The sequence below is a fragment of the Pseudomonas sp. HLS-6 TE3448 genome (assembly GCF_053629555.1).
The window spans coordinates 1,046,543-1,072,619 of the sequence record NZ_JBRJIO010000001.1 but is presented as its reverse complement, the minus strand read 5'-3'; the positions used below and the strand labels follow the sequence as shown (position 1 = coordinate 1,072,619).

The 26,077-nt window shown below is 60.6% G+C and carries 22 protein-coding genes; 13 read left to right on the top strand and 9 right to left on the bottom strand.

What is annotated here, in order from left to right; translation table 11 throughout:
* The 7 genes from AB7M23_RS05040 to AB7M23_RS05010 all read left to right on the top strand — a co-directional run bounded on the left by AB7M23_RS05040 (position 1) and on the right by AB7M23_RS05010 (position 5,590).
* The gene (locus AB7M23_RS05040; protein ID WP_099776225.1) at positions 1-639 is read left to right on the top strand and encodes a peroxiredoxin; all 639 of its coding nucleotides are present in this window, start codon (positions 1-3) and stop codon (positions 637-639) included.
* 215 nt (positions 640-854) lie between these two features.
* Positions 855-1,448 carry an NADPH-dependent FMN reductase gene (ssuE, locus tag AB7M23_RS05035; protein ID WP_102052458.1) on the top strand — a complete coding sequence of 198 codons (594 nt, stop codon included), beginning with the start codon at positions 855-857 and terminating at the stop codon, positions 1,446-1,448.
* A 112-nt stretch (positions 1,449-1,560) separates the two neighbouring features.
* Positions 1,561-2,526 (top strand): sulfonate ABC transporter substrate-binding protein, encoded by a 966-nt coding sequence (locus AB7M23_RS05030; protein ID WP_065760090.1) that lies wholly within the window; start codon positions 1,561-1,563, stop codon positions 2,524-2,526.
* Between the two features lie 58 nt (positions 2,527-2,584).
* Positions 2,585-3,733, top strand: a complete 1,149-nt coding sequence (gene ssuD / locus AB7M23_RS05025; RefSeq protein WP_102052457.1) for an FMNH2-dependent alkanesulfonate monooxygenase — start codon at positions 2,585-2,587, stop codon at positions 3,731-3,733.
* A gap of 10 nt (positions 3,734-3,743) precedes the next feature.
* Positions 3,744-4,538, top strand: coding sequence for an aliphatic sulfonate ABC transporter permease SsuC (ssuC, locus tag AB7M23_RS05020; RefSeq protein ID WP_065760092.1), 795 nt, complete (start codon positions 3,744-3,746; stop codon positions 4,536-4,538).
* Entirely contained in the window at positions 4,535-5,347 is an 813-nt protein-coding gene (ssuB, locus tag AB7M23_RS05015) for an aliphatic sulfonates ABC transporter ATP-binding protein (RefSeq protein WP_065760093.1), read from the top strand. The genes ssuC and ssuB overlap by 4 nt, the downstream gene beginning before the upstream one ends.
* A 27-nt stretch (positions 5,348-5,374) precedes the next feature.
* Positions 5,375-5,590, top strand: a complete 216-nt coding sequence (locus AB7M23_RS05010; protein WP_009400132.1) for a TOBE domain-containing protein — start codon at positions 5,375-5,377, stop codon at positions 5,588-5,590.
* A gap of 63 nt (positions 5,591-5,653) precedes the next feature.
* Here AB7M23_RS05010 and AB7M23_RS05005 read toward each other — a convergent pair whose 3' ends face one another.
* The 5 genes from AB7M23_RS05005 to AB7M23_RS04985 all read right to left on the bottom strand — a co-directional run bounded on the left by AB7M23_RS05005 (position 5,654) and on the right by AB7M23_RS04985 (position 16,392).
* Positions 5,654-11,164, bottom strand: a complete 5,511-nt coding sequence (locus AB7M23_RS05005) for a dermonecrotic toxin domain-containing protein (protein ID WP_454240328.1) — start codon at positions 11,162-11,164, stop codon at positions 5,654-5,656.
* 117 nt (positions 11,165-11,281) lie between these two features.
* Positions 11,282-11,908: a TetR/AcrR family transcriptional regulator gene (locus AB7M23_RS05000; protein WP_065760095.1), complete on the bottom strand. Its 627-nt coding sequence runs from the start codon at positions 11,906-11,908 to the stop codon at positions 11,282-11,284.
* A 1-nt stretch (position 11,909) separates the two neighbouring features.
* Positions 11,910-13,493, bottom strand: coding sequence for a glutamate--cysteine ligase (gene gshA, locus AB7M23_RS04995; protein ID WP_454240327.1), 1,584 nt, complete (start codon positions 13,491-13,493; stop codon positions 11,910-11,912).
* Positions 13,494-13,690: 197 nt separating this feature from the next.
* Complete coding sequence (locus AB7M23_RS04990; RefSeq protein WP_099776217.1) at positions 13,691-14,074, bottom strand: PaaI family thioesterase; 384 nt, start codon at positions 14,072-14,074, stop codon at positions 13,691-13,693.
* On the bottom strand, positions 14,074-16,392 hold the full coding sequence (locus tag AB7M23_RS04985) for a Tex family protein (RefSeq protein WP_065760098.1): 2,319 nt from the start codon (positions 16,390-16,392) through the stop codon (positions 14,074-14,076). The genes AB7M23_RS04990 and AB7M23_RS04985 overlap by 1 nt, the downstream gene beginning before the upstream one ends.
* Positions 16,393-16,621: 229 nt before the next feature.
* Here AB7M23_RS04985 and ompR point away from each other — a divergent pair, with 229 nt between their 5' ends.
* Positions 16,622-17,362, top strand: a complete 741-nt coding sequence (gene ompR / locus AB7M23_RS04980; RefSeq protein ID WP_065760099.1) for an osmolarity response regulator transcription factor OmpR — start codon at positions 16,622-16,624, stop codon at positions 17,360-17,362.
* A 127-nt stretch (positions 17,363-17,489) separates the two neighbouring features.
* A complete protein-coding gene (locus AB7M23_RS04975; protein WP_065760100.1) occupies positions 17,490-18,803 on the top strand; it encodes an ATP-binding protein in 1,314 nt (437 codons plus the stop codon).
* On the opposite strand, the gene rimK is transcribed toward AB7M23_RS04975, so the two are convergent.
* A complete protein-coding gene (rimK, locus tag AB7M23_RS04970; protein ID WP_065760101.1) occupies positions 18,800-19,705 on the bottom strand; it encodes a 30S ribosomal protein S6--L-glutamate ligase in 906 nt (301 codons plus the stop codon). The genes AB7M23_RS04975 and rimK overlap by 4 nt on opposite strands.
* Positions 19,702-20,184 (bottom strand): retropepsin-like aspartic endopeptidase RimB, encoded by a 483-nt coding sequence (rimB, locus tag AB7M23_RS04965; protein ID WP_454240326.1) that lies wholly within the window; start codon positions 20,182-20,184, stop codon positions 19,702-19,704. The genes rimK and rimB overlap by 4 nt, the downstream gene beginning before the upstream one ends.
* Before the next feature lie 110 nt (positions 20,185-20,294).
* Between rimB and AB7M23_RS04960 the strand changes: the two genes are divergently transcribed.
* The 4 genes from AB7M23_RS04960 to AB7M23_RS04945 all read left to right on the top strand — a co-directional run bounded on the left by AB7M23_RS04960 (position 20,295) and on the right by AB7M23_RS04945 (position 24,159).
* On the top strand, positions 20,295-20,696 hold the full coding sequence (locus tag AB7M23_RS04960) for an RNA-binding S4 domain-containing protein (protein ID WP_454240325.1): 402 nt from the start codon (positions 20,295-20,297) through the stop codon (positions 20,694-20,696).
* Positions 20,697-20,946: 250 nt separating this feature from the next.
* Complete coding sequence (hslO, locus tag AB7M23_RS04955; protein ID WP_454240324.1) at positions 20,947-21,849, top strand: Hsp33 family molecular chaperone HslO; 903 nt, start codon at positions 20,947-20,949, stop codon at positions 21,847-21,849.
* A gap of 179 nt (positions 21,850-22,028) precedes the next feature.
* A complete protein-coding gene (locus AB7M23_RS04950) occupies positions 22,029-23,573 on the top strand; it encodes a phosphoenolpyruvate carboxykinase (RefSeq protein WP_409277598.1) in 1,545 nt (514 codons plus the stop codon).
* A gap of 160 nt (positions 23,574-23,733) precedes the next feature.
* The gene (locus AB7M23_RS04945; RefSeq protein WP_454240323.1) at positions 23,734-24,159 is read left to right on the top strand and encodes an acyl-CoA thioesterase; all 426 of its coding nucleotides are present in this window, start codon (positions 23,734-23,736) and stop codon (positions 24,157-24,159) included.
* Between the two features lie 2 nt (positions 24,160-24,161).
* On the opposite strand, the gene AB7M23_RS04940 is transcribed toward AB7M23_RS04945, so the two are convergent.
* Together AB7M23_RS04940 and AB7M23_RS04935 are read right to left on the bottom strand one after the other, a co-directional pair.
* Positions 24,162-24,818, bottom strand: a complete 657-nt coding sequence (locus AB7M23_RS04940; RefSeq protein ID WP_065761089.1) for a response regulator — start codon at positions 24,816-24,818, stop codon at positions 24,162-24,164.
* 123 nt (positions 24,819-24,941) lie between these two features.
* On the bottom strand, positions 24,942-25,802 hold the full coding sequence (locus tag AB7M23_RS04935) for a CheR family methyltransferase (protein WP_454240322.1): 861 nt from the start codon (positions 25,800-25,802) through the stop codon (positions 24,942-24,944).
* Positions 25,803-26,077 lie beyond the last annotated feature (275 nt).

Genomic DNA, 26,077 nt, shown 5'->3' with positions numbered 1-26,077 from the left:
ATGAGCCTCAGACTCGGCGATATCGCCCCCGATTTCGAACAGGATTCCAGCGCCGGCACGATTCGTTTCCATGAGTGGCTGGGCGACAGCTGGGGTGTGCTGTTTTCGCACCCGGCGGATTTTACGCCAGTCTGCACCACCGAACTGGGGTTCACTGCCAAGCTCAAGGAGCAGTTCGCCGAACGCGGGGTCAAGGCCATTGCCCTTTCGGTCGACCCGGTGGAGTCTCATCTGCGCTGGATCGAAGACATCAACGAAACCCAGAACACCGTCGTCAACTTTCCGATCCTGGCCGACGCCGATCGCAAGGTGTCTGACCTCTATGACCTGATCCACCCCAATGCCAGCGACACCCTGACCGTGCGTTCCTTGTTCGTGATCGACCCGAACAAGAAGATCCGCCTGACCATCACTTACCCCGCCAGCACCGGGCGCAACTTCCACGAGATTCTGCGGGTGATCGACTCACTGCAACTGACCGACAACCACAAGGTCGCCACCCCGGCCAACTGGCAGGACGGTGACGAGGTGGTGATCGTACCGTCACTCAAGGATGAGGACGAAATCAAACGACGCTTTCCCAAAGGATACCGGGCGGTCAAGCCCTACCTGCGCCTGACCCCGCAGCCAAACCGTTGAGTGTGTGACGCATTGCTTTAGCCACAGCAGGGATTTTCGGGCCGTTTCGACGGCCCTTTTTTTTGCGCGGCGTACGGGTTATTCAATATTCTTTTATTGAATAACCAAATGAAAAAATATGATTTATAGATATATAAAACAGCTGTTAAGGTCACTCCATCAACGCGAGATCTGCTGCTCGCACCCGTCTCGAAACCGCTAAAGGATACGCTTCAATGTTGGTTGTCTCTCTCGGTGGCAGTCCCAGCGTGCGTTCACGCTCTGGTGTGTTGCTCGAACGCGCCCGGCACTGGTTGCAAGGCCAGGGGGTGGAAGTGGTGACATTCCAGGTGCGCGACTTCCCGGCAGACGATCTGCTGCATGCGCGCTTCGACAGCCCTAAGGTTCAGCACTTCCTGCAACTGGTCGAGCAGGCCGATGGCCTGATCGTCGCGACGCCGGTGTACAAGGCGTCGTTCTCCGGTGCGCTGAAGACCCTGCTGGATCTGCTGCCTGAGCGAGCGCTGAGCCACAAGGTGGTATTGCCCATCGCTACCGGCGGCAGTATCGCCCACATGCTGGCGGTTGATTACGCACTCAAGCCGGTGCTGTCGGCACTCAAGGCGCAAGAGACCCTGCAAGGGATCTTCGCTGACGACAGCCAGATCGCTTATGGCGAAGGCAGTGCTGCCGCGCAGTTGCTTCCTGCGTTGGAGCTGCGCCTGAACGAATCGCTGGAACAGTTTCACACTGCCCTGGCCCGTCGGCCAAAACCCGTTGCACCGGGGCTGTTGAACGAACGTTTGCTTAGTGCTCGCTGGAGCATCTGAGCCGCAACACGCAACACGCAACACGCAACACATTACTCGCACGTCCCACCTTACTCGCCCGCCAACGGGCAAGCAGGTGCAGCCTGAACCCTAATCGCAAAAGGAGAGCGCTATGCGCACTGTCATTTTGCGTCGTGGTCTGGTCGCTCTGTTTGCTGCGGCTGTGTCCTTCGGCGCCATTACTCAAGCCCAGGCAGAAAGCCTGCGTATCGGTTATCAAAAGTACGGCACCCTGGTGCTGCTCAAGGCCAAGGGTACGCTGGAGAAGCGCCTGGCGGCGCAGGGCGTGCAGGTCCAGTGGACGGAGTTCCCGGGTGGCCCGCAACTGCTTGAAGGGCTGAACGTCGGCTCAATCGACTTCGGTGTCACCGGCGAGACCCCGCCGGTATTTGCCCAGGCTGCTGGCGCGGATCTGTTGTACGTCGCCTATGAGCCACCGGCACCGCACAGCGAAGCGATCCTGGTGCCTAAGGATTCGCCAATCGACTCGGTGAAGGCGCTCAAGGGCAAGAAGGTTGCCCTGAACAAGGGCTCCAACGTTCACTACCTGCTGGTTCGGGCCCTGGAAGATGCCGGCCTGAAATACAGCGACATTCAGCCGGTGTTCCTGCCGCCCGCCGATGCCCGTGCCGCCTTCGAGCGTGGCAGTGTCGATGCCTGGGTGATCTGGGACCCTTACCAGGCGGCGGCCGAGAAACAACTGCAAGCGCGCACCCTGCGCGATGGCAAAGGCATCGTCGACAACCATCAGTTCTACCTGGCGACCAAGCCTTACGCACAGAAACACCCTGAGGTGATCAGCGCCTTGGTGGACGAGGTACGCGCGGTGGGTGAGTGGTCCAAGGCCAATCCGCAGGAGGTGACCGATCAGGTGGCGCCGCTGCTCGGCCTGCCCGCCGACATCACCCTGACCTCGGTTAAACGCCAAGGCTACGGTGCGACATTCCTGACGCCAGAGGTGGTCGCCGCGCAGCAAAAGATCGCCGACACCTTCCAGGCGCTGAAGCTGATTCCAAAGCCCTTGAGCATCAAGGATGTGATCTGGACACCCCCGGCCAAGGTCGCCAGCGCGCCTTGAAGTATTGCCTGCGCCGGGGCGACGCCCCGGTCTGAGCCACCCTTAGGAGACAACTCCAATGAGCCTTAATGTTTTCTGGTTTCTGCCTACCCATGGCGACGGTCATTACCTTGGCACCGCCGATGGCGCGCGAGCAGTCGATCACGGTTACCTGCAACAGATCGCCCAAGCGGCGGATCGCCTCGGTTTTGGCGGCGTACTGATCCCCACCGGGCGCTCCTGCGAGGACTCCTGGCTGGTCGCCGCTTCACTGATCCCGGTAACCCAGCGCCTGAAGTTCCTGGTGGCCTTGCGCCCCGGAATCATCTCGCCAACGGTCGCTGCACGTCAGGCCGCAACCCTTGATCGGCTCTCGGGTGGCCGCGCGCTGTTCAACCTGGTCACTGGTGGCGACCCGGAAGAGTTGTCCGGGGACGGCCTGTTCCTCAGCCATGAAGAACGTTATCAGGCCTCGGTGGAGTTCACCCGCATCTGGCGTCGCGTGCTCGAAGGCGAGACGGTCGATTACGACGGCCAGCATATTCAGGTCAAAGGCGCCAAGTTGCTTTACCCGCCGATCCAGCAGCCACGTCCGCCGCTGTACTTCGGTGGCTCGTCCGAGGCAGCCCAGGACTTGGCCGCCGAGCAGGTTGAACTGTACCTGACCTGGGGCGAGCCGCCGGCTGCCGTTGCCGAGAAAATCGAGCAGGTGCGGGCCAAGGCGGCGAAACAGGGGCGCACGGTGCGCTTCGGCATTCGCCTGCATGTGATCGTGCGTGAAACCAACGCCGAAGCCTGGCAGGCCGCCGAGCGACTGATCTCGCATCTGGACGACGACACGATTGCCCGTGCCCAGGCATCCCTGGCGCGCTTCGATTCGGTCGGTCAGCAGCGCATGGCTGCACTGCATGGCGGCAAACGCGACAACCTGGAAGTCAGCCCGAACCTCTGGGCCGGGGTCGGCCTGGTGCGCGGCGGTGCCGGCACGGCGCTGGTCGGCGATGGGCCAACCGTGGCCGAGCGGGTCAAGGAGTATGCGGCACTGGGCATCGACACTTTTATCTTCTCCGGTTACCCGCACCTGGAAGAGTCGTATCGGGTAGCCGAACTGCTGTTCCCGCACCTGGATGTGCAGCGTCCTGAACCGCCAAAAAGCGCAGGCTATGTCAGCCCGTTCGGCGAGATGGTCGCTAACGACATCTTGCCAAAATCTGCAGCGCAGCGCTGAGGACCGGGCCATGAGTCGTGCTAACGCGCCCTTGTCACACAGGCTTGCCCCCTGGGCCTTGCCGCTGCTGTTGCTGGCTGTCTGGCAACTGGCGGTAAGTGCCGGCTGGCTGTCGACGCGGATCTTGCCGGCACCGAGTGCGGTCATCAGCGCCGGTGTCGAACTGGTGCGCAGCGGTGATATCTGGAAGCACCTGGCGATCAGTGGCTGGCGCGCCGGTGTCGGTTTTGTCATCGGCGGCAGCCTTGGCCTGGCGCTGGGCTTCATCACCGGGTTGTCACGTTGGGGTGAGCGTCTGCTCGACAGTTCGGTGCAGATGATCCGCAACGTGCCGCACCTGGCGCTGATTCCGCTGGTGATTCTCTGGTTTGGTATTGATGAGTCGGCAAAGATTTTCCTGGTGGCCCTGGGCACCTTGTTCCCGATCTACCTGAACACGTACCACGGTATTCGCAATGTCGACCCGGCCTTGGTGGAAATGGCTCGCAGCTATGGCCTTTCCGGTTTTGCGCTGTTCCGTCAGGTGATCTTGCCGGGTGCTTTGCCTTCGATTCTGGTCGGTGTGCGCTTTGCCCTGGGCTTTATGTGGTTGACGCTGATCGTGGCTGAAACCATCTCGGCCAACGCCGGTATCGGCTACCTGGCGATGAACGCCCGGGAGTTCCTGCAGACCGACGTGGTGGTTCTGGCCATTGTCTTGTATGCCGTGCTGGGCAAGCTCGCAGACCTTGCTGCGCGTGCACTTGAGCGGGTCTGGTTGCGTTGGCACCCGGCGTATCAAGTTGCCAAGGGAGATCGCCCATGAGCCTGTTGAACGCGTCACCCGCACGGCTGTTGCGCGGTATTCCGCTGGCTGCGCGCAACCTGCAGAAAACCTTCGGCGAGCGCCAGGTGTTGCGCAACATCGACCTGCATATCCCGGCGGGGCAGTTCGTCGCCATCGTCGGTCGCAGTGGCTGTGGCAAGAGCACGCTGTTGCGCTTGCTGGCGGGCCTCGACCAGCCCAGTGCGGGAGAGTTGCTGGCCGGCCCGGCAGCGTTGAGCGAAGCCCGTGAAGACACCCGGCTGATGTTCCAGGAAGCACGTTTGCTGCCCTGGAAAACGGTTATCGACAACGTTGGCCTGGGGCTTTCCGGTGACTGGCGCCCTCGCGCGCTGGAGGCCCTGGCGGCAGTTGGCCTGGCTGAGCGGGCCAATGAATGGCCGGCAGCGCTGTCGGGTGGGCAGAAGCAACGTGTGGCGTTGGCGCGAGCACTGATCCATCAACCGCGCTTGCTGTTGCTTGACGAGCCGCTGGGTGCATTGGATGCCCTGACCCGTATCGAGATGCAGCAACTGATTGAAACGCTATGGCGCCAGCACGGTTTCACCGTGTTGTTGGTCACCCACGATGTCAGCGAAGCCGTTGCGGTCGCGGATCGGGTGATTCTGATCGAGGACGGCGAGATTGGCCTCGACCTGCTGGTTGACCTGCCACGGCCAAGAGCGCGTGGTTCACATCGCCTGGCAACCCTGGAAAGTGAAGTACTGAACCGTGTTCTGTCGGTGCCGGGCATTGCGCCCGAGCCGGAACCTGTAGCCCCTTTGCCCACGCAACTGCGTTGGGCGCATTGACCTCTCGTCCCATAAGGAATCAAGCAGATGACTATTAAAGCGATCAACGTACGTAACCAGTTCAAAGGCACCGTAAAGGAAATCCTCGAAGGCCCAGTACTGTCGGAAATCGATGTACAGACCGCCTCGGGTATCGTCACCTCGGTGATCACCACCCGTTCGGTCAAGGAGCTGGAACTGACCATTGGTAGTGAAGTGATTGCCTTTGTTAAATCCACCGAGGTGTCGATCGCCAAGCTGTGAGCAGGGTGCGACACAACATCCCGACTGGCCAGCCTTGGCCCGTCGGGGCGTGGTTGCGCCGATTTACTCGGCTGCCGGGCGTAGCCCGCCAAACAGCTTCATCGCCTCTGCCTCGTTGATAGGTCCGTGCCAGGCGTTTGATACATTGCGCTCACTGCGCACCTTCAAATGGCCCGCACTTAATTTGCGGAAACCGCTGCCGGGGCGCTGTGGAAAGTGGAAGTGGGCGTACCAAAGCACGGTGTTGGCCGCCAGATCTATCACTTCATACTCTTCCAGGTACTCGATCGGCCGACCTTTGCTGTCTTTTTTCGGTTCCAGGATGCGTCCCCACCGCGCCTCGACGGCATTCTGCTCGTGAAGAAACTGCAGCTGACCGATATTCGGTTGTCGGGTGGTCTTGATTTTAGAGATGCGCAGTTCCTTGCCATGCAGGTCCAGATTCCTGGCTGCATCCCTCAGGCGTTGCATCAACTGACGCTGGTCGCTGGTGGCCCGATCCCCCAGGGCATCCTGGAGATCGAGTGCCCGTTCGCGCAAGTTGGTCGCGTAGTGCTCGGCGATGTTTTGCAGGCTGGCTGGCGCCATGTCAGTAGCCATATAGCCTTGCCAGCGGTTTTTTTGCTCCGCGATGCCGGCCAGTTGCTCGCGGGCCCGGTTTTGCAGTTCGTTAATACGGCGTGGGTCAATTGTTCGGCTTCTGACCGGTACCGTACTCTGCCAGCGATCTCCGTCAATCCGACGAAAACTTTCGGCATAGTTTTCGTCCATATTGTTCAGCACCACCATGTGTTCCTCACCACCAACATTCACCTGACGTCCTATAAGCAGTTGCTGGTCATCCGTTTGGAATACTCGGGCTGTACTGCGGCGTCCGGCACGTCGTTCTGGGAGCCGGTAATTGATCAAGGTATTGTCGATCTCGTTGATCAGTTGCGTCAGCATGCTACGAAAGCTGGTTACGGTTTCCGTATCAATGAACAGCGGGAAATTGTTTGACCAGGCGTCAAGGTAGGAGGTGAAGGTTGTGTATTGTCCCCTGAGCGCTCTCAATGCCTCGCCATATCTGGCTCTGCTCAGGTCAGCTTCCTGTAACTGGTGCTGGCTTAGCAGCGTGAGTACCAGATTGCGCCGCTTTGTCTTGAACTGGTTGTGGAACAGGTTGAAGTCGATGTCGTGCTCGTGGTCAAAATTAACGAGTAGCGAACTCTGTACATCCAACTTTGCCAATCTGTACGCCTGTGGCGACCCTAGCAGCAGTTCAATTGAATTGAACCTGGTGTCGTATGCGCTCAGCGCTGGGCCTTGGAGTTTTTTGCGTAAATTCAGATGGCGATCGAAGGCTTGACCAAGCTCTTCGAATTGCTCGAGCATCTGTTTACTGTTATTGCGGATTGAATTTCTGTGGGTGTGGAGGCGTGCTCTGTTTGCCTCCACGTCAGTTGGCTGAGAGTTGATGAACGCTTCGAGCTCTGCGTCGAGAATTTTTTGATTGCGGAGTATTGCGCGCGTTGCTCTGTCGCGTAGCTGGATCAGTAGCAGGTTTTGATTGGATCCATTTGTCAGGTATTCGTCCAGCAAGCGGCGGTAAAGCTGGCGGTTGATGCTTGGTTTCAAGCGGTTGAGGGTCTGCAGGCAGTGATCATGGTGTTCGACAAAACGCTGGCACACCGTGATCGCGTCCTGATGTGCTTTGCGAATTTGAGCAGGAACGGCAGGTTCTCCGATGACGCTCGTATTGCGGGCCTCCTGGATCGCAGCCGTGAGCGCCTCCTTGTGCTGATCGGTTTCACGCCTCATTCGTCTCAGCTCATCCTCCGGTTGCTCGATGGCGTTGCCGCGCAGGCGGCGAAGGTAGCCGTGCAGGGTTTCCCAGCCATTGTTGTACAGCTGGCTGAACCTCTGCCCTCCACCCTGCAGGCCACCCTCGACCAGCAGGCCGCCCAGGTGCCCATGGGTTTCCCAGACGCCATCTTCGCTGAGCCGTATGGGTTGCTTGTAGTGCTTGAGTGCGCTGCCTTTCAAGCGCCAGGTGTTGTAGGTCGCGTCCCATTGCACTTCGTAGTAACGGCCGTAGCGGCTGATGTAGCGCTTGCCGTCCAGCGCGAGCGTATTGCGCGTATAGCCTGCGCTGTCCAACCGCGCCGTGTGCATCGGTATCTCTGTTTCGTAGCCTTTGAACGGGTCGGGTGAGACCGTGCGCACGGTCTTGCCCAGGGTTGTCCGCTGCGCTTGGGTTTGTCGCAACCGAGTGTACGCGCGTGCGCTGGCCACGCGTGCGCTTGGCGCGGCACCCAGACCAGGGGCAATGTCGAGTAATGCATCAATGATCGACAGTACGACCGAATTCAAGTGGTCGACGCCTTGGCTGTGTTGCCCGCGCATAAAGGCTTCGACTGCTGCGGTGGAGGCGTTCCAGCCATCATAGAGCCCCACCGCGACACCGACACCCGGCACGAATGACAGGCATAAATGGATATAGTCATATACCCGGTTGTGGCGGATTGCCGCTTCTTCCAGATACAGCTCGCGTTGACTGCGGGCTGTTTTTCGATGTTGAGTGATCAACCGGCCCATTTGCAGCCGGCTCAGGTGTGTGGCCAGCGAAAGTGATTGGCGTGTGCCGGGGGCAATAAAGCCTGTGAAGCTCTTCAGCAGCGCCTGATTGATGTAGCTGCGATGCCGTTCCGGGTCGCCTGCAACAGGACGCGTTGCCAGCCAGTCGAGCATGGTGCTGTTCAACGCCATTTGCTCCAACGCCTGACAGGCCGCTGTTACGTTTGGGTGCTGGCTGACAATACGGCCGTTGGGTGCTTCTGGCAGGTAAAGGATGACGGTTTCGTGGCTGGCGTTTTGCAGCAGGAACACGCCGGACAGCGCGACCTCATTGCTGGAACCGTCAGCGGCAACACCGGGGTTGAGGTTCAAGGGTGTCCATTCAATCGTACCGGCTGCCGCATCGCGCAGCAGGGCCTGCCCTTGGTCGTCCAGATCAGCAGGTTTGCTCAGGGCAAAGAGCTCCAGGCTGAGTGCAAACGGCCGACGGAGTACTTCGTCACGCCACTCTCGGGCCATTTCCGTGTCGCCTTCCGAGCCATTGAAGGCTTCGAGGATGGCACTTTCATAAGCCCCCGCCAGATCGAGCGTCTTGTCGAGGCGAGCCAGGTAGGCGCTGGTCAAGGCAGTGCTCAGTCGTGTGCTGCTTTCAGGAGGATCGAAGGCAAAACGCATGTAGTTCATGCGTTGCAGAACGTTCTCATCAATACCCCCCAGGAGCAGGTTCTCCAGTGGAATATCGCTGCGCGCTTCACTCGGGACAAAGACCGTTCTGGTTGCATACGGTTGGCCCGAGCCGGCAATCGGCTCTTGGTGCATGTCGACCTGGTCCGGCAGGTTCACCGTGATCGTTGGGACGGTTGTAAGCCCAAGATCTTTGCGCAACTGCTGCGCCAGTTTGTTCCGTGCGAACTGGGTGCGTTCGGGCAGGCTCTGTTCCAGGCAGATGATGGAGGCCGCCATCGCCTGACTGTACTGCTGGAAGCCTTCAGTCAGAGCGCTTTTCTCTTCAGCCGAGAGGCGGTTTAGCCGGGTGTCAAACTGCTTGACGATGTTTTCGGTTCTGTTCTGTTCGGCAATCGCGTTGAAGGCTTGCGTTCGGGCTTCGTTTCTTGGGATCGACAGTAGCGTGCTCAACCAGGCGTGAGCTTCAGTGCTGGGCTCGACCTGTTCGGCGTCTTCTGGTTGTATGGCGTCAATGATCGTCTGCACGCAGTGATCAAAGCAGTGGGTGATCAGCGGGGTGCTTTCCAGGCGCGCCGGTTCCTGGCTGCTGGCCAGCGCGGTCAACAGCGCTTGGGACGCTGTCGGCCCGACACTGTCGATCAGGGTATTGGCCCACAGCCCGGACAGGCTTTCGAGCAGCGCTTGTGTCAGTAGCGTTTCGTCAGCAAACGCCTTCAGCCCGCCATCGCGTCCAGACCGATAGAGCAGTACGTCATTTTCCTGCGTCGTTGTTTCTGCCGCGGGCCGAAAGGTCAGAAAGCCGTGCAGTGGCCACTGTTGATTGCCTATGACCAGTGTCAGCCTGGCAACCTCGACCGTGTGCTCTGGGGTGTATTCCGGTTGTGCCACGACGGCGTCGATGAGCGCGAATTGCGCGTCGTTCAATTCACCCAGCGTCTGCTGCAGACGCGCTTCGGCGAGCAGTGCCTGAGCCAGGCGGTGGCTGATGAAGTCGAAGCGAGAGGTGCCCTCGACGTGTTCTTGCCAGTCGGCAGGGGAGAGGGGGTCGGGCAACTGTTCCAGGTGCCTGGAGGTTTTTTCCTGGTGTTGCTCCAGCGCTTCTTCAAGGGCGCGCAAGGTAACCATGGCTGGCGCAGTGACTGCCGTATCGTCGCCCACGTAGCGCTCAAGGGCTGCTTGATAGGCCGCGATGCGCGAGGTTCGCCAGAGCAGCGGCAGCACAGGGCTGAGTGCATCGAAATGCAGTTGTTCTTCAGCCAGCTGCTGTTCGTGTTGCAGGGTGTTGCGGATCAGAGTCGAGGTTTCATCGGCCAGAGGTGCCACGAGACGCAGGCTGCTGCGTTGCTCCCAGTCGGTGATCGACTGCCAGTCGAGGTTGCCGGGCTCCTGGTTCTGGTCCTTCGTCTGGTTCAGGCAGGCCTGCTCGAGTAACGGCAGTGCGCGCTCTTCATGGTCGAGCAGCAGTTGCTTCAGTACAAAGCCGAAAGCGCTTTCTTCAGGCGGGCTGATGACCGGTGCCCCGGACGTATTGTCGTCATCCTCGGTGGCTGGCAGGTCTGGCCATAAGGTGGCGCGCAGTTCGTTCAAGCCACTCTCCAGGGCTGCACGATCAGCGTATGCGCGAAGGGTTGTCGTATCGCCGGGGCGGTACAGCAGCCATGGGGCCTGCTCGGCCAGTGGCTGAACCACTAGCGTGGCCTGCGCCAGCTCACGCATTTTGTCCGAGTGTTCCCAGTAAACCGCCGCCCAGGTGCTGGCCGCATGCCCTTGGTACCAGGCGTGTTCGTCAATGTTCCCGAGGCCGTAAGCCAGGTCGATGCTGTGGGTGAAATGCTGTTGCAGCAGGCTTTCTCCGTGCGCCAGGCGAGCGTGTGCATGCCCGGGCATGCGTTGCGCCCAGTATGTGCTGTAGACCTGTGCTACCAACCGGCCTGGTGTCAGGGCGTTGATTCGACGGACCCAGTCGGCACCGCTCATTTGGGTTGCACTGGCGTTGTTATCCACCCCATAGGTGGTCCAGTCTTCTGTAAACAGATTGGAAAACGCCGGGCTGGCGAGCAGGTAGGCCGACATGTCCAACAGGCTCACCTGGGTCGTGTCGTGTTGCACACCGCACAGGCGTGGATCGATGTTCCACTGCTGGGAGAGCATGCTGGCAATGGATTGCTGCAGGCCAGGGGATTGCGCCATCAGCGCTTGCAACGCCGGGATGATCTGGTTGAGGGCCATGCTGGCCTGGTGGAGCGAGTTACCTGTACCGGAGCGGGTACCGCTAACGGTCTCCTCCAGGTCGGTAGGCTCAGGGAATGTGATTTCAAAAAAATCTGGCATGGGTGCCCTCCGTGACTAAGTTGAGCGGCGCCGTGTTTGCCGCTCCTTTCAGTTCACACGCATCGCGTGTGGTGGAGGCACTACATATTGCTGGAGATATTGCTGGGGGTTGGCGTACTAGCGACGAGGCAGGAACGGTGGCAGGTAGAGGCCCAGGTAGGCGTCGAATACGCGCATGCCTTCTTCCGCCATGCGCGGGGTGATCTGCCCGTAAAGCTGTATCGAGCGGGCGTAGACCCGGTCGCCCAGCTCCATGGCCAGTGCAAACACATCCACGTCATTCGGCAGTACCGGCAACTGGAAGTGCTGCTCGAACAGCTTGTGCATCAAGTCGCCCAGTTCGATGTCGTGCTGGCGATCAGCCTGGGTCACTTCGCTCAGGCCATGCTGGGCGAGGATCAACTGGCGGGCAGCGGCATCGTCGTTGTAGATGCTCAGCATGCGCTGTTCCACCAGCCGTGACAGGTCATGCCAGGTGTTCAGCCGCGTCGGCTCGATGGGTGCCTGCAGGCAGGCCCGGAACGCACGGTGAACATCGGCAGTGAGGGCCTCAAGCAGTGCCGGAACACTGGCGAAGAAGTGGTACACCGACGACGGCGGAATCTGCGCCCGCTCGGCCACGCTGTAGATCGACAGGCTGGCCACACCCTCGCTGGCCAGTAGCGTACGGGCCGCATCGAGAATGGAGTCGATGCGGGCCTGGCTACGGGCGCGAGGTTTACGTGGAGTGGTGGTACGGGTCATGTCAGTTGCTGATCGCCAGGATGCTGGCCTGGTAGGCGCTGACGAACAGGTCGAAATCCCCCACTTCCTGGCGCTCAAGTTCAGCCTGTGCGGCGAGTGACGCGCGTGCCATAGTCTCGAAACGCTGCAGTTCCTCGGCAGGCAATGCCTGGCTGCGCAGGTATTCGGCGTGAACCTTGCTCTGGCGCAAGGAGAACTCACTGAAGCTTTCGCGGTTCTCGGTCATGCTCGCCAGCACCTGTGCCGAAGGCGTCAATTCAGGGTCGTCGACCTTGGCCTTTTGCTGGGCCAGCGCGCTGACATGCTCGTGCCCACCCTGGCTCTGGTCAAGCAATTGTGCCAGCGGCGCAATGCGCTCCAGCAGTTCCTCGGCCCACTGCGTGAGCGTCACCGGTTGCCCTTGGCGTTGCAGCATCAGGCCTGGGCGGCGCCCTTCCTTGACGACGGTAAGGAAGTTGCTGGTGCATTGGCCGCATTCGCCATTTTCCAGCAACGGGCTTTCTTCCAGCGCGCAGTACAGCAGGAAGGCGTCGAGGAAACGCGCTTCAGCCAGGTCGATGCCCGTTGGCAGGAAGGGGTTGATATCCAGGCAACGCGCTTCGACGTACTGCACGCCACGCGCCATCAATGCCTGGATCGGCCGCTCGCCGGTGTAGGTCACCCGCTTGGGGCGAATGTTGGAGTAGTACTCGTTTTCGATCTGCAGGATGTTGGTGTTGAGCTGAACCCACTCACCATCCTTGTGCGTACCGATTTCGACATACGGCGGGTAAGGCGTACCCACCGCTTTGCGCAAGCTGTCGGTATAGCTGTTCAGGTCGTTGTAGCAGGGCGTCAGGCCGGCTTGTGCATTGCTCTGGTAGCCCAGGTCACTCATGCGCAGGCTGGTGGCATAGGGCAGGTACAGGGTGCTGGCGTCAAAGCTTTCCAGCTGGTGGGGGCGGCCACGCAGGAAGCCCGCATCCAGCGCTGGCGAGGCACCGAACAGGTACATCAGCAGCCAGCTGTAGCGCCGGAAGTTACGGATCAGGGCGATATAGGCGGCGGACTGATAATCGCGCTCGCTGCCTTCGGCACCTTCGGCCTGCATCAGCAGTGGCCAGAGTTGTTCCGGCAGCGAGAAATTGTAATGAATACCGGCGATGCACTGCATGGTGCGGCCATAGCGCAGGGCCAGGCCCTTGCGGTAGACGTACTTGAGCTGACCGATGTTGGAGGTGCCATACCAGGCGATCGGGATGTCCTCCTCGGCGGGCAGCGGGCAGGGCATCGACGGGCTCCACAGGTATTCGTCGCCCAGTTTGGCGTAGGCGAAACGGTGGATATTCTCCAGGCTCTCCAGGGTTTTTGCCGGGTCGGTCAGGGCTGGGGTAATGAACTCCAGCAGCGACTCCGAATAGTCCGTGGTGATCTGCTCATGGGTCAGGGCAGAGCCCAGCGCCTCGGGGTGCGGGGTCTGTGCCAGGCGACCGTCCTCGGTCACGCGCAGGCATTCGCGCTCAATACCATGCAGGCACTGCTCGAGCAGGGAGAGGTTGTCACGCTGGCCGAGCAGGCTCAGGCGGCGGTTGAGAAGTTCGCTCAAGATGGATTCCTTCACGGTCAGTCGCCCCAATATGGGGGTAGAGATGACGGTCTACAAGGGTGAAGAGAGGAACTGGCGTTGTCGCCTGGTTATCGCAGGCCGGGCCTGCAGGTTCATGCCCCGATTCTCGGGGCACAAAAGACGGTTTCGGCAGTACCTGCGCACTGGCGAAAATAGCCTGAAACAGCAAGCGTCGGCTAGAGGACCGAAAAGGTCCCCTGGGCCTTGGCGACCAATTTGTCGCCCTGAAGCACGTCGGCGTCGACCACCAGCGTGCGTCGCCCGGCATGCAGCACCCGAGCGATACACAGCACGTCGCCTTCGCTGACAGCGCGCAGGTAGTTGATCTTGCATTCCAGGGTAACGCTTTGCTGGTCGAAACCGTGGGCGCTGGAACAGGCCAGGCCCATGGCGATGTCGACCAGGCTGAACAGCGCGCCGCCATGCAGTTTGCCGCCACGGTTGCGCAGGTGCTCCTGCAGCGACAGGGCAACCTCTGCAACGCCGTTGTCCAGGCGTTGCAGGCGGCAGCCGAGCAATTGGCTGAATGCGCTCTGGACGATACCTTCCGGTGCTTCCATCAACGTTTCTTCAGCTGCTTGGCGTTGGCGAACAGCGAGGCCATGGCGTTGTTTGCCGGGGCGGCGGTTTCCTTGGCCCGTGCCGGCGCGCTCTGTTGGCGAGGTGCCGAGCCCGGGCGGCTGCCACGGGCGCCGTCGACTTTCTCGCCGGGTGTGTCACCCATACGCATCGACAGGCCAACGCGTTTGCGCGGGATGTCCACTTCCATGACCTTGACCTTGACCACGTCACCGGCCTTGACGGCTTCACGCGGGTCCTTGATGAACTTCTCCGACAGCGCGGAAATATGCACCAGACCGTCCTGATGCACGCCGATGTCGACGAAGGCACCGAAGTTGGTGACGTTGGTCACGACGCCTTCGAGAATCATGCCGGGTTGCAGGTCCTTGAGGTCTTCAACGCCTTCCTGGAACTCGGCGGTCTTGAATTCCGGACGCGGGTCACGGCCTGGTTTGTCCAGTTCCTGGAGGATGTCGGTGACAGTTGGCAGGCCGAAGGTTTCGTCGGTGAACTTTTTCGGGTCCAGGCGCTTGAGGAAGCCACTGTCACCAATCAGCGAGCGAATGTCGCGATCGGTCTCGGCGGCGATACGCTGTACCAGCGGGTAGGCTTCCGGGTGAACAGCCGAGGCGTCCAGCGGGTTGTCGCCGTTCATCACGCGCAGGAAGCCTGCCGCTTGCTCGAAGGTCTTCTCGCCCAGGCGGCTGACTTTCTTCAGCGCGGCGCGGGTCTTGAAGGCACCGTTGGCATCGCGGTGCGCGACAATGTTCTGTGCCAGGGTGCTGTTCAGGCCGGAAATGCGCGACAGCAGTGCTACCGACGCGGTGTTGACGTCAACGCCGACGGCGTTCACGCAGTCCTCGACCACGGCATCCAGGCCACGTGCCAGCTTGAGCTGCGACACGTCATGCTGGTACTGGCCGACCCCGATGGACTTCGGATCGATCTTCACCAGCTCGGCCAGCGGGTCCTGCAGGCGACGGGCAATGGACACCGCACCGCGCAGGGATACGTCCAGCTCGGGGAACTCGCGGGCAGCCAGTTCCGAAGCCGAGTACACCGACGCGCCGGCTTCGGAGACCATGATCTTGGTCATTTTCAGGGCGGGATACTTCTTGATCAGTTCGGCGGCCAGTTTGTCGGTTTCGCGGCTGGCAGTGCCGTTGCCGATGGCGATCAGTTCAACCGAGTGCTTGGCGCACAGCGCGGCCAGCACGGCGATGGTCTGGTCCCACTGGTTTTTGGGTACATGCGGGTACACCGTGGCGGTGTCGAGCAGCTTGCCGGTGGCATCGACCACCGCTACCTTGCAGCCGGTACGCAGGCCCGGGTCGAGGCCCAGGGTCGCGCGCGGGCCGGCCGGCGCGGCCAGCAGCAGGTCATGCAGGTTGTGGGCGAAGACGTTGATGGCCTCGCTTTCGGCGTTGTCGCGCAGCTCACCGAACAGGTCGGTTTCCAGGTGGGTGTAGAGCTTGACCTTCCAGGTCCAGCGCACCACCTCGCCCAGCCACTTGTCGGCAGGACGGTTCTGGTTACGCAGGCCGAAGTGCTCACCGATCATCAGCTCGCATGGGTGCAGGGTGCCCGGCAGTTCTTCGCCAATTTTCAGCGAGGCGGCCAGCACGCCTTCGTTGCGGCCACGGAAAATAGCCAATGCGCGGTGTGATGGCACGCTCTTGAGCAGTTCGTCGTGTTCGAAATAGTCGCGGAACTTGGCCCCTTCTTCTTCCTTGCCTGCCACCAGGCGGGCGCTGAGTACGGCTTCCTGCTTGAGGAAACTGCGCAGCTTGGCGAGCAGGCTGGCGTCTTCGGCGAAGCGTTCCATCAGGATGTACTTGGCGCCTTCCAGTGCCGCCTTGACGTCGGCAACACCTTTCTCGGCGTCGACGAAGCGCGCGGCTTCGGTTTCCGGGTTCAGTTGCGGGTCGTTCAGCAGGCCGTCGGCCAGCTCGCCCAAGCCGGCTTCCAGGGCGATCTGGCCCTTGGTGCGGCGCTTCTGCTTATAAGGCAGGTAAAGGTCTTCAAGGCGGGTCTTGGTGTCGGCCAGCTTGATCTCGCGGGCCAGTTCGGGTGTCAGCTTGCCTTGTTCCTCGATGCTCGCCAGGATGCTCACGCGCCGTTCGTCGAGTTCGCGCAGGTAGCGCAGACGCTCTTCCAGGTGACGCAGTTGGGTGTCGTCCAGGCTACCGGTGACTTCCTTGCGGTAACGGGCGATAAAAGGCACCGTGGAGCCTTCATCAAGCAGGGTCACGGCCGCCTCGACCTGCTGCGGGCGGACGCCGAGTTCTTCGGCAATGCGGCTGTTGATGCTGTCCATAAAACCACCTGACAAATTGTGAATGCGGGGGCCGCAGGCCGACGCGGGGCGCGGGCGGCAGTGGATCAAAGGCGCGCATTATACCCGCCACATCCGGCTTGCGGTGATAGCAGCAGGCCAGCCTGGCGCCGGGTCCGACTGGCATCGGGGGAAAAATCTGCTAACAATGCACACGTCACGGCCCGTGGCGGCTAGGCCATAATGCTTGCCGAGATTAAAGGAGCGACCTATGAGCAGCACTGCACAAACCGCTGAAGGCGAGAAAATCCTCATCGTCGATGACGACCCGGGGCTGAGCAGCCTGCTGGAGCGTTTTTTCACCAGCAAGGGCTTCCGTGCCCGCGCTGTACCGAATGTCGAACAGATGGACCGCCTGCTGGCCCGTGAAGTCTTCAATCTGGTCGTGCTTGATCTGATGCTGCCGGGCGAGGATGGCCTCTCGGCCTGTCGCCGTCTGCGGGCGGCGAACAACCAGGTACCGATCATCATGCTGACCGCCAAGGGTGACGAGCTGAGCCGTATCAAGGGCCTGGAACTGGGCGCCGACGATTACCTGGCCAAGCCGTTCAACCCTGACGAACTGGTGGCACGGGTCAAGGCCGTTCTGCGCCGCCAGGCGCCTTCGGTGCCAGGTGCGCCGGGCACTGAAGACGAGACCGTCACTTTTGGCGACTACGAACTGTCGCTGGCCACCCGCGAGCTCAAGCGTGGCGACGAAGTACACATGCTCACCACCGGTGAATTCGCCGTACTCAAGGCACTGGTCATGCACGCCCGTGAGCCGCTCACCCGTGACAAGCTGATGAACCTGGCCCGAGGGCGTGAATGGGATGCGCTGGAGCGCTCCATCGACGTACAGATTTCGCGCCTGCGGCGCATGATCGAGCCCGACCCGTCCAAACCGCGCTACATCCAGACCGTTTGGGGTGTTGGTTATGTGTTCGTACCGGACGGCAACGCCGGCAAGTAACGTTTCGGTTGTAGACGTGCGTCACAGGAAGCGGGGCTACCTTAACGGTGCCCTGCTTTTTGCTTGTGTCGAGGTCCGCAAAGCCTGCGAGCCATGCTCGCTCCTGCAAGGTGTGTAGCTGTTGTCCATGAAAACGCCGCTGTGGTTCCCGCAAAGCTTCTTCGCCCGCACCCTTTGGCTGGTGCTGATCGTTGTGCTGTTTTCCAAGGCGCTGACCCTGGTTTACTTGCTGATGAACGAAGATGTGCTTGTCGATCGCCAGTACAGCCATGGCGTGGCCTTGACCTTGCGCGCCTATTGGGCCGCCGACGAGGCGGACCGTGAGAAAATCGCCGAAGCTGCTGGCCTGATCCGGGTGGTCGGTACCGGTGTGCCTGAGGGTGAGCAGCATTGGCCCTACAGTGAGATTTATCAGCGGCAGATGCAGGCCGAACTGGGCGCCGACACCGAGGTTCGCTTGCGTATCCATGCCCCTCCGGCCCTGTGGGTGCGCGCACCGAGCCTGGGCGATGGCTGGCTGAAAGTGCCACTGTACCCGCACCCGCTGCGCGGCCAGAAGATCTGGAGCGTGCTGGGGTGGTTCCTGGCAATTGGCTTGCTGTCCACGGCCTCGGCCTGGATCTTCGTGCGTCAGCTCAATCAGCCGCTCAAACGTCTGGTGTTCGCGGCCCGCCAGTTGGGGCAGGGGCGTAGCGTGCGTTTGCCGATCAGTGATACGCCCAGCGAGATGACCGAAGTGTATCGGGCGTTCAACCAGATGGCCGAGGATGTCGAGCAGGCCGGGCGCGAGCGTGAGTTGATGCTGGCCGGTGTTTCCCATGACTTGCGTACGCCCTTGACCCGGCTGCGCCTGTCACTGTCGTTGATGAGCAATGACAGTGAGCTGACTGACGGCATGGTGCGCGACATCGAGGACATGGACGCCATTCTCGACCAGTTCCTGGCCTTTATCCGTGATGGCCGTGACGAGCCCGTGGAGGAGGTCGACCTCAGCGATCTGGTGCGTGAGGTGGTGGCACCCTTCAATCAGCCGGAAGAGCGGGTGCGCCTGTGCCTGGAGCCGATTCCGCCGTTCCCGCTGCGTCGGGTTTCGCTCAAGCGCATGTTGAACAACCTGATTGGCAACGCGCTGTATCACGCCGGCAAGGGCGTCGAAGTGGCTGCCTATGTCTCGGGTGACAGCAGTGCGCCCTATGTGGTGCTGAGCGTGCTGGACCGTGGTACGGGTATTGATCCAAGCGAGCTGGAGGGCATCTTCAACCCGTTCATTCGCGGCGACCGTGCCCGCAGTGGCAAAGGCACCGGGCTGGGCCTGGCGATCGTCAAGCGCATCGCGGCCCAGCACGGTGGCAATGTCGAGCTGCGCAACCGCTCCGGTGGTGGCCTGGAAGCACGGGTGCGTCTGCCCCTGGGCTTGTTGCTGCCCAGGGACGCGGTTTAGCCCTTACCCTTGGTGCGGGTCAGGTGCGGCCCGCCATTCTTCTCCAGGTGCTCGATGATCATCCCGGCAACGTCCTTGCCGGTGGTGACCTCAATGCCTTCCAGGCCGGGGGAGGAGTTCACCTCCATCACCAGCGGGCCATGGTTGGAACGCAGGATATCCACACCAGCTACCGACAGGCCCATCACCTTGGCGGCACGGATGGCGGTCATGCGTTCTTCCGGGGTGATCTTGATCAGGCTGGCGGTACCTCCGCGATGCAGGTTCGAGCGAAACTCCCCCGGCTTGGCCTGGCGTTTCATCGAGGCGATGACCTTGTCGCCGACCACGAAGCAACGGATGTCGGCACCGCCGGCCTCCTTGATGTACTCCTGGACCATGATGTTCTGCTTCAGGCCCATGAAGGCCTCGATCACCGATTCGGCGGCCTTGGTGGTTTCGCACAACACCACGCCAATGCCTTGGGTGCCCTCGAGGACCTTGATCACCAGTGGCGCGCCGTTGACCATCTGGATCAGGTCGGGAATGTCATCTGGCGAGTGGGCGAAACCGGTGATGGGCAGGCCGACACCACGCCGCGACAGCAACTGCAGCGAGCGCAGCTTGTCCCGCGAGCGGGCGATGGCCACCGACTCATTGAGCGGAAACACGCCCATCATTTCAAACTGACGCAGCACAGCGCAGCCGTAGAAGGTCACCGAGGCCCCGATGCGTGGAATGACCGCATCGAAGCCTTCAAGTGGTTTGCCACGGTAGTGGATCTGCGGTTTGTGGCTGGCGATATTCATGTAGGCGCGCAGCGTGTCGATCACGACCATCTCATGGCCGCGTTGGGTACCGGCTTCGACCAGACGACGAGTGGAATACAGACGCGGGTTTCGCGACAGCACAGCGATCTTCATGCAACACCTGTGGAAGGGGTGGGGGAGGCCGGAAAGGCCGGCTTGTCCTGAACATACTTGAGCCCGGGGTTGACCACCAATTGGCCGTCAACCAAGGCCTTGGAACCCAGCAGCAGGCGATAGCGCATCGCCTTGCGGCACGCCAGGGTGAACTCCACCTCCCAGACTCGGTCGCCGAGTGCCAGGGTCGTGCGGATCACATAGCGGATCTGGGCCTGACCGTTGGAGCTTTTAATGGTTTTCATCGCCACCAATGGCGCTTCACAGCGTCGATGGCGCAACTGCACTACCGAACCCAGGTGCGCGTTGAAACGGACCCAGCGCTGGCCGTCGCGTTCGAACGGTTCAATCTCGGTGGCATGCAGGCTTGAAGTGCTGGCACCGGTGTCGATTTTCGCACGCAGGCCGGCTAACCCGAGGTCGGGTAGCGCCACCCACTCGCGTAGACCGATCACGGTTAAATGGTCAAAAGTCTTCAAATTGCTAAACCTGCTCAAATGATCGGTGAACTGTAAGCACGCCGCGTACTTTTTGCATCCGCCAGTTACGGTAGTACAGTTCGATTGCAGATTGCGATCGAGGACATGAGATGGCACAAAAGCCCGAAGAAGACGACAAGGTTCGCCTGGACAAATGGTTGTGGGCGGCACGTTTCTACAAGACCCGAGCGTTGGCCAAGGCGGCTATCGAGAGTGGCAAGGTGCATTGCCGAGGTGAGCGCTGCAAGCCGGGCAAGGAGCCGCGGATAGGCGATGAGTTCGTCTTGCGCACCGGTTTCGACGAGCGCACTGTTGTGGTCAAGGCATTGTCGGTGGTGCGCCGTGGTGCCCCCGAAGCCCAGGCCCTGTATGAGGAAACAGCGCAGAGTATTGCCCGCCGTGAACAGGCGGCGGCCCTGCGCAAAGCGGGCGCGCTGGGTGTGACCACCGATGGGCGGCCGACCAAGAAGCAGCGGCGTCAGCTTCACCAGTTCCACGACACGAGTCATTAAGCGTTTGTGTGGCCGGCATTGCCATTCGTCGAAAGGCCGGCAGAGGCACTGGTCAAAAGGCCATAACCGGAAACAGAGTAGGTGGGGTTGCAGCGTGTCTGTGTGAACCCGCCCTGCTTTGCTTGGATCAGTGGCCGATTGCCCATAAAATACCCGGCTCAAGCAGCACACCGTGGTACCCGCAGGTGCCCTGAAGCGGCCCTTGATGGCCAGCCTATTTATTTTGTCACCTCTTAGAAAGCCAGAACTCATGCACGATTTGCCCGATACCGACTACACCCAACGCTTCATCTTCGACGAAAGCGATGTTCGCGGTGAGCTGGTTGCGCTCGAGCGTAGTTACGCCGAAGTGCTGGCCAAGCACACTTATCCGGAGCCCGTCGCGCAACTGCTCGGGGAGCTGATGGCGGCAGCGGCGCTGCTGGTTGGCACGCTGAAATTTGATGGCCTGCTGATTCTTCAGGCACGCTCTGAAGGCCCGGTTCCATTGTTGATGGTTGAGTGCTCCAGCGAGCGCGAAATCCGCGGGCTGGCGCGTTACGATGCAGACCAGATAGGCGATACGGCGACGCTGAGCGAACTGATGCCGGACGGCGTACTCGCACTGACCGTCGACCCTACCAACGGCCAGCGTTACCAGGGCCTGGTAGACCTGGACGGGGAGGACCTGTCGCAGTGCTTCACCAACTACTTCGTCATGTCCCAGCAGGTTGGCACGCGCTTCTGGCTCAAGGCCGATGGCAAAAACGCCCGTGGCATGTTGCTCCAACAACTGCCTGCCGATCGCCAGAAAGATGAAGACGATCGCGCCGCCAGCTGGCAGCACGTCACTGCCCTGGCCAGCACCCTGAGTGATGAAGAACTGCTTGGCCTGAACAACGAAACCATCCTTCACCGCCTCTACCACGAAGAGGCTGTGCGCCTGTTCGACATCCAGCCGCTGCGCTTCCGTTGCAGTTGCTCGCGCGAACGTTCGGGGAATGCACTGGTCAGCCTGGGTCAGGAAGATGCGCAGCAACTGCTGGCCGAGCATGGCGGTCATATCGAGATCGATTGCCAGTTCTGCAACGAACGCTACCTGTTCGATGCCACTGATGTGGCGCAATTGTTCGTGGGCGCGGGTGTTGAGGCACCGTCAGATACTCGTCACTGAAACGTTTAACCTCAGGTAAATCTCCTGTCGAATGGCGGAAAAGCGCCGTTCTGACAGGAGGGCTCTACTTTTTTTGGGCGTTTCTGGCATAATCCGGCCACTTTTTTCGCTGTAGTAGTTTAAAAAGTTCTACTACAAAACGTTTGGAGCACTCGGCCTCAGGCCGGATGGGGAATCTCATGACGCAAGCCAACAACGCCGTGTACACCGATCTGAGTGTCGACGAGCTGGTACAAGAAGCCCTGAACCGCGGTGAAGGTGAGCTGGCCGATACTGGCGCCCTCGTCGTGAAAACCGGTCATCGCACCGGTCGTTCGCCGGTTGACCGTTTCATCGTAGAAGAACCAACCACTCAGGACGCCATTGCCTGGGGCCCGATCAACCGCAAGTTCCCGGCCGACAAGTTCGATGCCCTGTGGAACCGCGTCGAGGCCTACGTCAACGAGCGTGAGCGTTTCGTTTCCCATGTGCATGTCGGTTCCGACGAGGCTCACTACCTGGCGGTCAAGATGACCACCGAGACGGCTTGGCACAACCTGTTTGGCCGTTGCCTGTTCATCAACCCGGAAACCTACAATCCGGGCGCCAAGCAGGAATGGCAGATCATCAACGCGCCGAACTTCGTCTGCGAACCTGAGCGTGATGGCACCAACTCCGACGGCACCGTGATCATCAACTTCGCCGCCAAGAAGGTGCTGATCGCAGGCATGCGTTACGCCGGCGAGATGAAGAAAGCGATGTTCTCGGTACAGAACTTCCTGCTGCCAGCGGCCGACGTGCTGCCAATGCACTGTGCTGCCAACATGGGCGAAGAGGGCGACGTGACCCTGTTCTTCGGCCTGTCCGGCACTGGTAAAACCACCCTGTCGGCTGACGAAAGCCGTTACCTGATCGGTGACGACGAGCACGGCTGGGGCGAAGGCGTGGTGTTCAACATCGAAGGCGGTTGCTATGCCAAGTGCATCGACCTGTCCGAGAAGAACGAGCCGGTCATCTGGAAAGCGATCCAGCACGGTGCTGTTCTGGAGAACGTGGTCATCGACCCGGTCACCAAGAAAGCCGACTACGCGGACGACAGCCTGACCCAGAACAGCCGTGCGGCCTACCCGCGCGAACTGATCGAGAAGCGTGCACCGAAAAACCTCGGTGGCGAGCCAAACGCGGTAATCTTCCTGACCTGCGACCTGACCGGCGTGCTGCCGCCTGTGTCGATCCTCAGCGAAGAGCAGGCGGCCTACCACTTCCTGTCGGGTTACACCGCACTGGTTGGCTCCACCGAAATGGGTTCGGGTTCCGGCATCAAGTCGACCTTCTCCACCTGCTTCGGCGCTCCGTTCTTCCCGCGTCCTGCCGGTGAATACGCTGAGCTGCTGATCAAGCGTATCCGTGGCTTCAACTCCAAGGTCTACCTGGTCAACACTGGCTGGACCGGTGGTGGCTACGGCGTTGGCAAGCGTTTCAACATCCCGACCACCCGTGCGGTGATCGCGGCGATCCAGAGCGGTGCGCTGATCGGTGCTGAAACCGAACACCTGGACATCATCAACCTGGACGTGCCGAAGGCCGTTGAAGGCGTTGAAACCGTTCTGCTCAACCCACGTAACACCTGGGCTGACAAGGCAGCGTACGATGAAGCAGCCAAAGGCCTGGCCAAGCTGTTCATCGAGAACTTCAAGAAGTTCGACGTTTCCGATGCCATCAAGAACGCCGGCCCACAACTGTAAGTTGTCGCCAGCGCACTGACGAACCCCCGCTTTTTAGCGGGGGTTTGTTTTTTAGGCCCAAAACATTCTGGCGTTGATCGCTGTGGGAGTTGGCTTGCCAACGATGCAGGCACCGCGCACTCTCTGACGCTTTGTCGATGCCATCACCAGGAGGGATCGTATGTCCGAGACGGTTCAGCGTGATCATTACCCTCATTTTCACCCTGTTCAGACGCGCTGGCAGGACGCCGATGCACAGGGGCATATCGCCGGTGCAATGGTTTATGCGTTCTTTGACAGTGCGCTGCAGGCGTACTTGATCGAACGTGCCGAACTGGACCCACAAGACGGCGAAGTGGTGGGTTTTGTCGTGAGTTCGTCCTGCGATTTCTTCGCTTCGGCAGCGTTCCCCGAGGCGTTGGCGGTTGGCGTGCGGGTTAGCCGCCTGTCCGGTAGTAGCGTCGAATACGCGGTGGCGTTGTTCAAGGCCAATGACTCGCAAGCCTGCGCAGTAGGGCGCGTGGTACAGGTGTTCGTTGAGCGTGCTACAGGTCGCCCGGCAAGCCTGCCGGAGCGCTTGCAGGCGGCCTTGCAGGCGCTCCAGTAGGCTCAGTCGTTCAGGCGAATGATGCCTTCGCGTACGGCAAACAGCACCAGCCCCGGCACGTCGTGGATCTGCAGGCGGTGCATGATCTGCGAGCGATGAGCCTCGATGGTCTTGATGCTCAGGCCCAGGCCTTCGGCAATCGAGCGGGTCGACTCACCACGGGCAATCAGCCGAAGGATTTCCAGCTGGCGGGTGGTCAGTTGTGTCGTGGTGCCTATCGTCGGGCGCTTGCGGCTGTGTTTTACCGCCTGTTCGATCACCAGCGGCAGTACGGTGGCGGACAGGTACTGACTGCCGCTTCTGAGGGCATGCAGTGCCGACTCAAGTTCCGGCACGGTTGCGCTCTTGAGCAGGAAGCCGTGGGCGCCGTGTTGCAGGCATTTCATCACGAACTCCAGCTCTGAGCGGGACGACAGGATCAGTACACGGCTCGACGGTACGCGCAGTTGCAGTTCGCCCAGAACCTCCTCGCTGTCGAGTGCGTGCTGGAGCATGTCCAGCACGATGATGTTCGGCTTCAGTTGTTCAGCCAACGTGATGGCCTTCAGGCCGTCGCCAGCCTCCCCAACGATGACATAGTCTTTTTTTTGTTCGAGCAATGCCCTCAGACCTGCTCTGAAGAGGGGCGAGTCATCGACAAGGAGTATTCGGCAAAGCATGGGTTCGAGCCTGTTTCGCAAGGGATGAGGAGCGACAGGTTTGCTCGGTCCGTGTGAGCGCTGTCGCGGTGCTGCGCCATCAGTGTCGGTGTTGCGCCTGGGTGGCCTGCCGTGAGTGTGCAGTCATAAGCGTTCGAATACGGAAGGTAGTATCGGGCGAAGGGGAAGCGCCAGTTCGTGGATGCTTTCAGCGTGCCCGATAAACAGCAGGCCACCAGGGTGCAGGCGAGCCACTATGTCCTTGAGCAGGCTCGGTTTGTGCTCGCTGTCGACGTACATCAACAGGTTGCGCAGAAAGATTGCGTGGAAATGGCCCAGGTCGTCGGGTAATGGGTGGATCAGGTTGATGCTCTTGAGGGTTAGCCGTTGGCGCAAGGATGCACTCATGCGCAGGCGCCCGACCATCTGACCAATGCCGCACAGGCCATGACGCTCTAGCCAGCCTTCAGGAAAATAGCGGGCCTGGGCAATATCGTAGATACCTGCTTGGGCAAGCGACAGCATGCGTGTACTGACATCGCTGGCCAGTACTTCCCAGTGATCGGTGGCGGCGTATTCGCTGGCGACCATGGCCAGGCTGTAAGCCTCTTCACCGGACGAGCAGGCGGCACTCCAGAGGCGCACCGGGCCTTGGTGGTTCGCTAACCATTGGCCGAGGTATTCGAAGTGACGGTGCTCGCGAAAGAAGTAGGTTTCCTTGGCAACCAGCAGGTCGATGGCCAGGCTGCGCTCAGCCTGATAATGAGGCTGTTCGAGCAACTGAAGGTAGTCGCAGTAGGTGTCCAGGCGGTGGTGGCGCAGGCGCTGATTCAGGCGGGCGGCGATCAGTGCGCGCTTGTCGTCGGTGATGACGACGCCGCAGCTTTGATGCACGAGTGTCTGCAACTGCTGGAACTCGGTAGGGTCGGGTAACGCCGGTTTGAAGTTTGCCAACCCTTTAGTGGCGACAAGCGTTCGGCTTTCAGCGTCATTACCTATCCGCATTCCTTGCGTCCTGCCTGATCTGAGGACGTTGGATGATAGCGCCCAGCCCTGTTTGCCCATATCAGGACTCCCCTTAAGCCGTTGTCATCGGGCAAGGTCGGGCCAGAGGGGGATGCGGTGGGTTGGGGTGTTCCGGCCGCTTGGCGGCTCTTCTGCAACGCACCCGGAGCGTGAGCTCCGGGTGGATGCCCGCGGATCGCCAGGGGAGCGAACCGTTAGGTATTTGGCTTAAGCCAGTGACGTGATAGCGGTGTGCTTTTAGGCCGTTGTCGCGG

What these genes read in the sequence shown, in the direction of transcription:
- rimK (WP_065760101.1), bottom strand. Translation starts at nt 19,705, where the DNA reads ATGAAGATCGCTGTGCTGTCGCGAAACCCGCGTCTGTATTCCACTCGT.
- AB7M23_RS05040 (WP_099776225.1), top strand. Translation starts at nt 1, where the DNA reads ATGAGCCTCAGACTCGGCGATATCGCCCCCGATTTCGAACAGGATTCC.
- ssuB (WP_065760093.1), top strand. Translation starts at nt 4,535, where the DNA reads ATGAGCCTGTTGAACGCGTCACCCGCACGGCTGTTGCGCGGTATTCCG.
- AB7M23_RS05000 (WP_065760095.1), bottom strand. Translation starts at nt 11,908, where the DNA reads ATGACCCGTACCACCACTCCACGTAAACCTCGCGCCCGTAGCCAGGCC.
- AB7M23_RS04950 (WP_409277598.1), top strand. Translation starts at nt 22,029, where the DNA reads ATGACGCAAGCCAACAACGCCGTGTACACCGATCTGAGTGTCGACGAG.
- AB7M23_RS05005 (WP_454240328.1), bottom strand. Translation starts at nt 11,164, where the DNA reads ATGCCAGATTTTTTTGAAATCACATTCCCTGAGCCTACCGACCTGGAG.
- ssuD (WP_102052457.1), top strand. Translation starts at nt 2,585, where the DNA reads ATGAGCCTTAATGTTTTCTGGTTTCTGCCTACCCATGGCGACGGTCAT.
- ssuC (WP_065760092.1), top strand. Translation starts at nt 3,744, where the DNA reads ATGAGTCGTGCTAACGCGCCCTTGTCACACAGGCTTGCCCCCTGGGCC.
- AB7M23_RS04960 (WP_454240325.1), top strand. Translation starts at nt 20,295, where the DNA reads ATGGCACAAAAGCCCGAAGAAGACGACAAGGTTCGCCTGGACAAATGG.
- hslO (WP_454240324.1), top strand. Translation starts at nt 20,947, where the DNA reads ATGCACGATTTGCCCGATACCGACTACACCCAACGCTTCATCTTCGAC.
- AB7M23_RS04990 (WP_099776217.1), bottom strand. Translation starts at nt 14,074, where the DNA reads ATGGAAGCACCGGAAGGTATCGTCCAGAGCGCATTCAGCCAATTGCTC.
- AB7M23_RS04940 (WP_065761089.1), bottom strand. Translation starts at nt 24,818, where the DNA reads ATGCTTTGCCGAATACTCCTTGTCGATGACTCGCCCCTCTTCAGAGCA.
- AB7M23_RS05030 (WP_065760090.1), top strand. Translation starts at nt 1,561, where the DNA reads ATGCGCACTGTCATTTTGCGTCGTGGTCTGGTCGCTCTGTTTGCTGCG.
- ssuE (WP_102052458.1), top strand. Translation starts at nt 855, where the DNA reads ATGTTGGTTGTCTCTCTCGGTGGCAGTCCCAGCGTGCGTTCACGCTCT.
- AB7M23_RS04935 (WP_454240322.1), bottom strand. Translation starts at nt 25,802, where the DNA reads ATGCGGATAGGTAATGACGCTGAAAGCCGAACGCTTGTCGCCACTAAA.
- AB7M23_RS05010 (WP_009400132.1), top strand. Translation starts at nt 5,375, where the DNA reads ATGACTATTAAAGCGATCAACGTACGTAACCAGTTCAAAGGCACCGTA.
- AB7M23_RS04945 (WP_454240323.1), top strand. Translation starts at nt 23,734, where the DNA reads ATGTCCGAGACGGTTCAGCGTGATCATTACCCTCATTTTCACCCTGTT.
- AB7M23_RS04975 (WP_065760100.1), top strand. Translation starts at nt 17,490, where the DNA reads ATGAAAACGCCGCTGTGGTTCCCGCAAAGCTTCTTCGCCCGCACCCTT.
- ompR (WP_065760099.1), top strand. Translation starts at nt 16,622, where the DNA reads ATGAGCAGCACTGCACAAACCGCTGAAGGCGAGAAAATCCTCATCGTC.
- AB7M23_RS04985 (WP_065760098.1), bottom strand. Translation starts at nt 16,392, where the DNA reads ATGGACAGCATCAACAGCCGCATTGCCGAAGAACTCGGCGTCCGCCCG.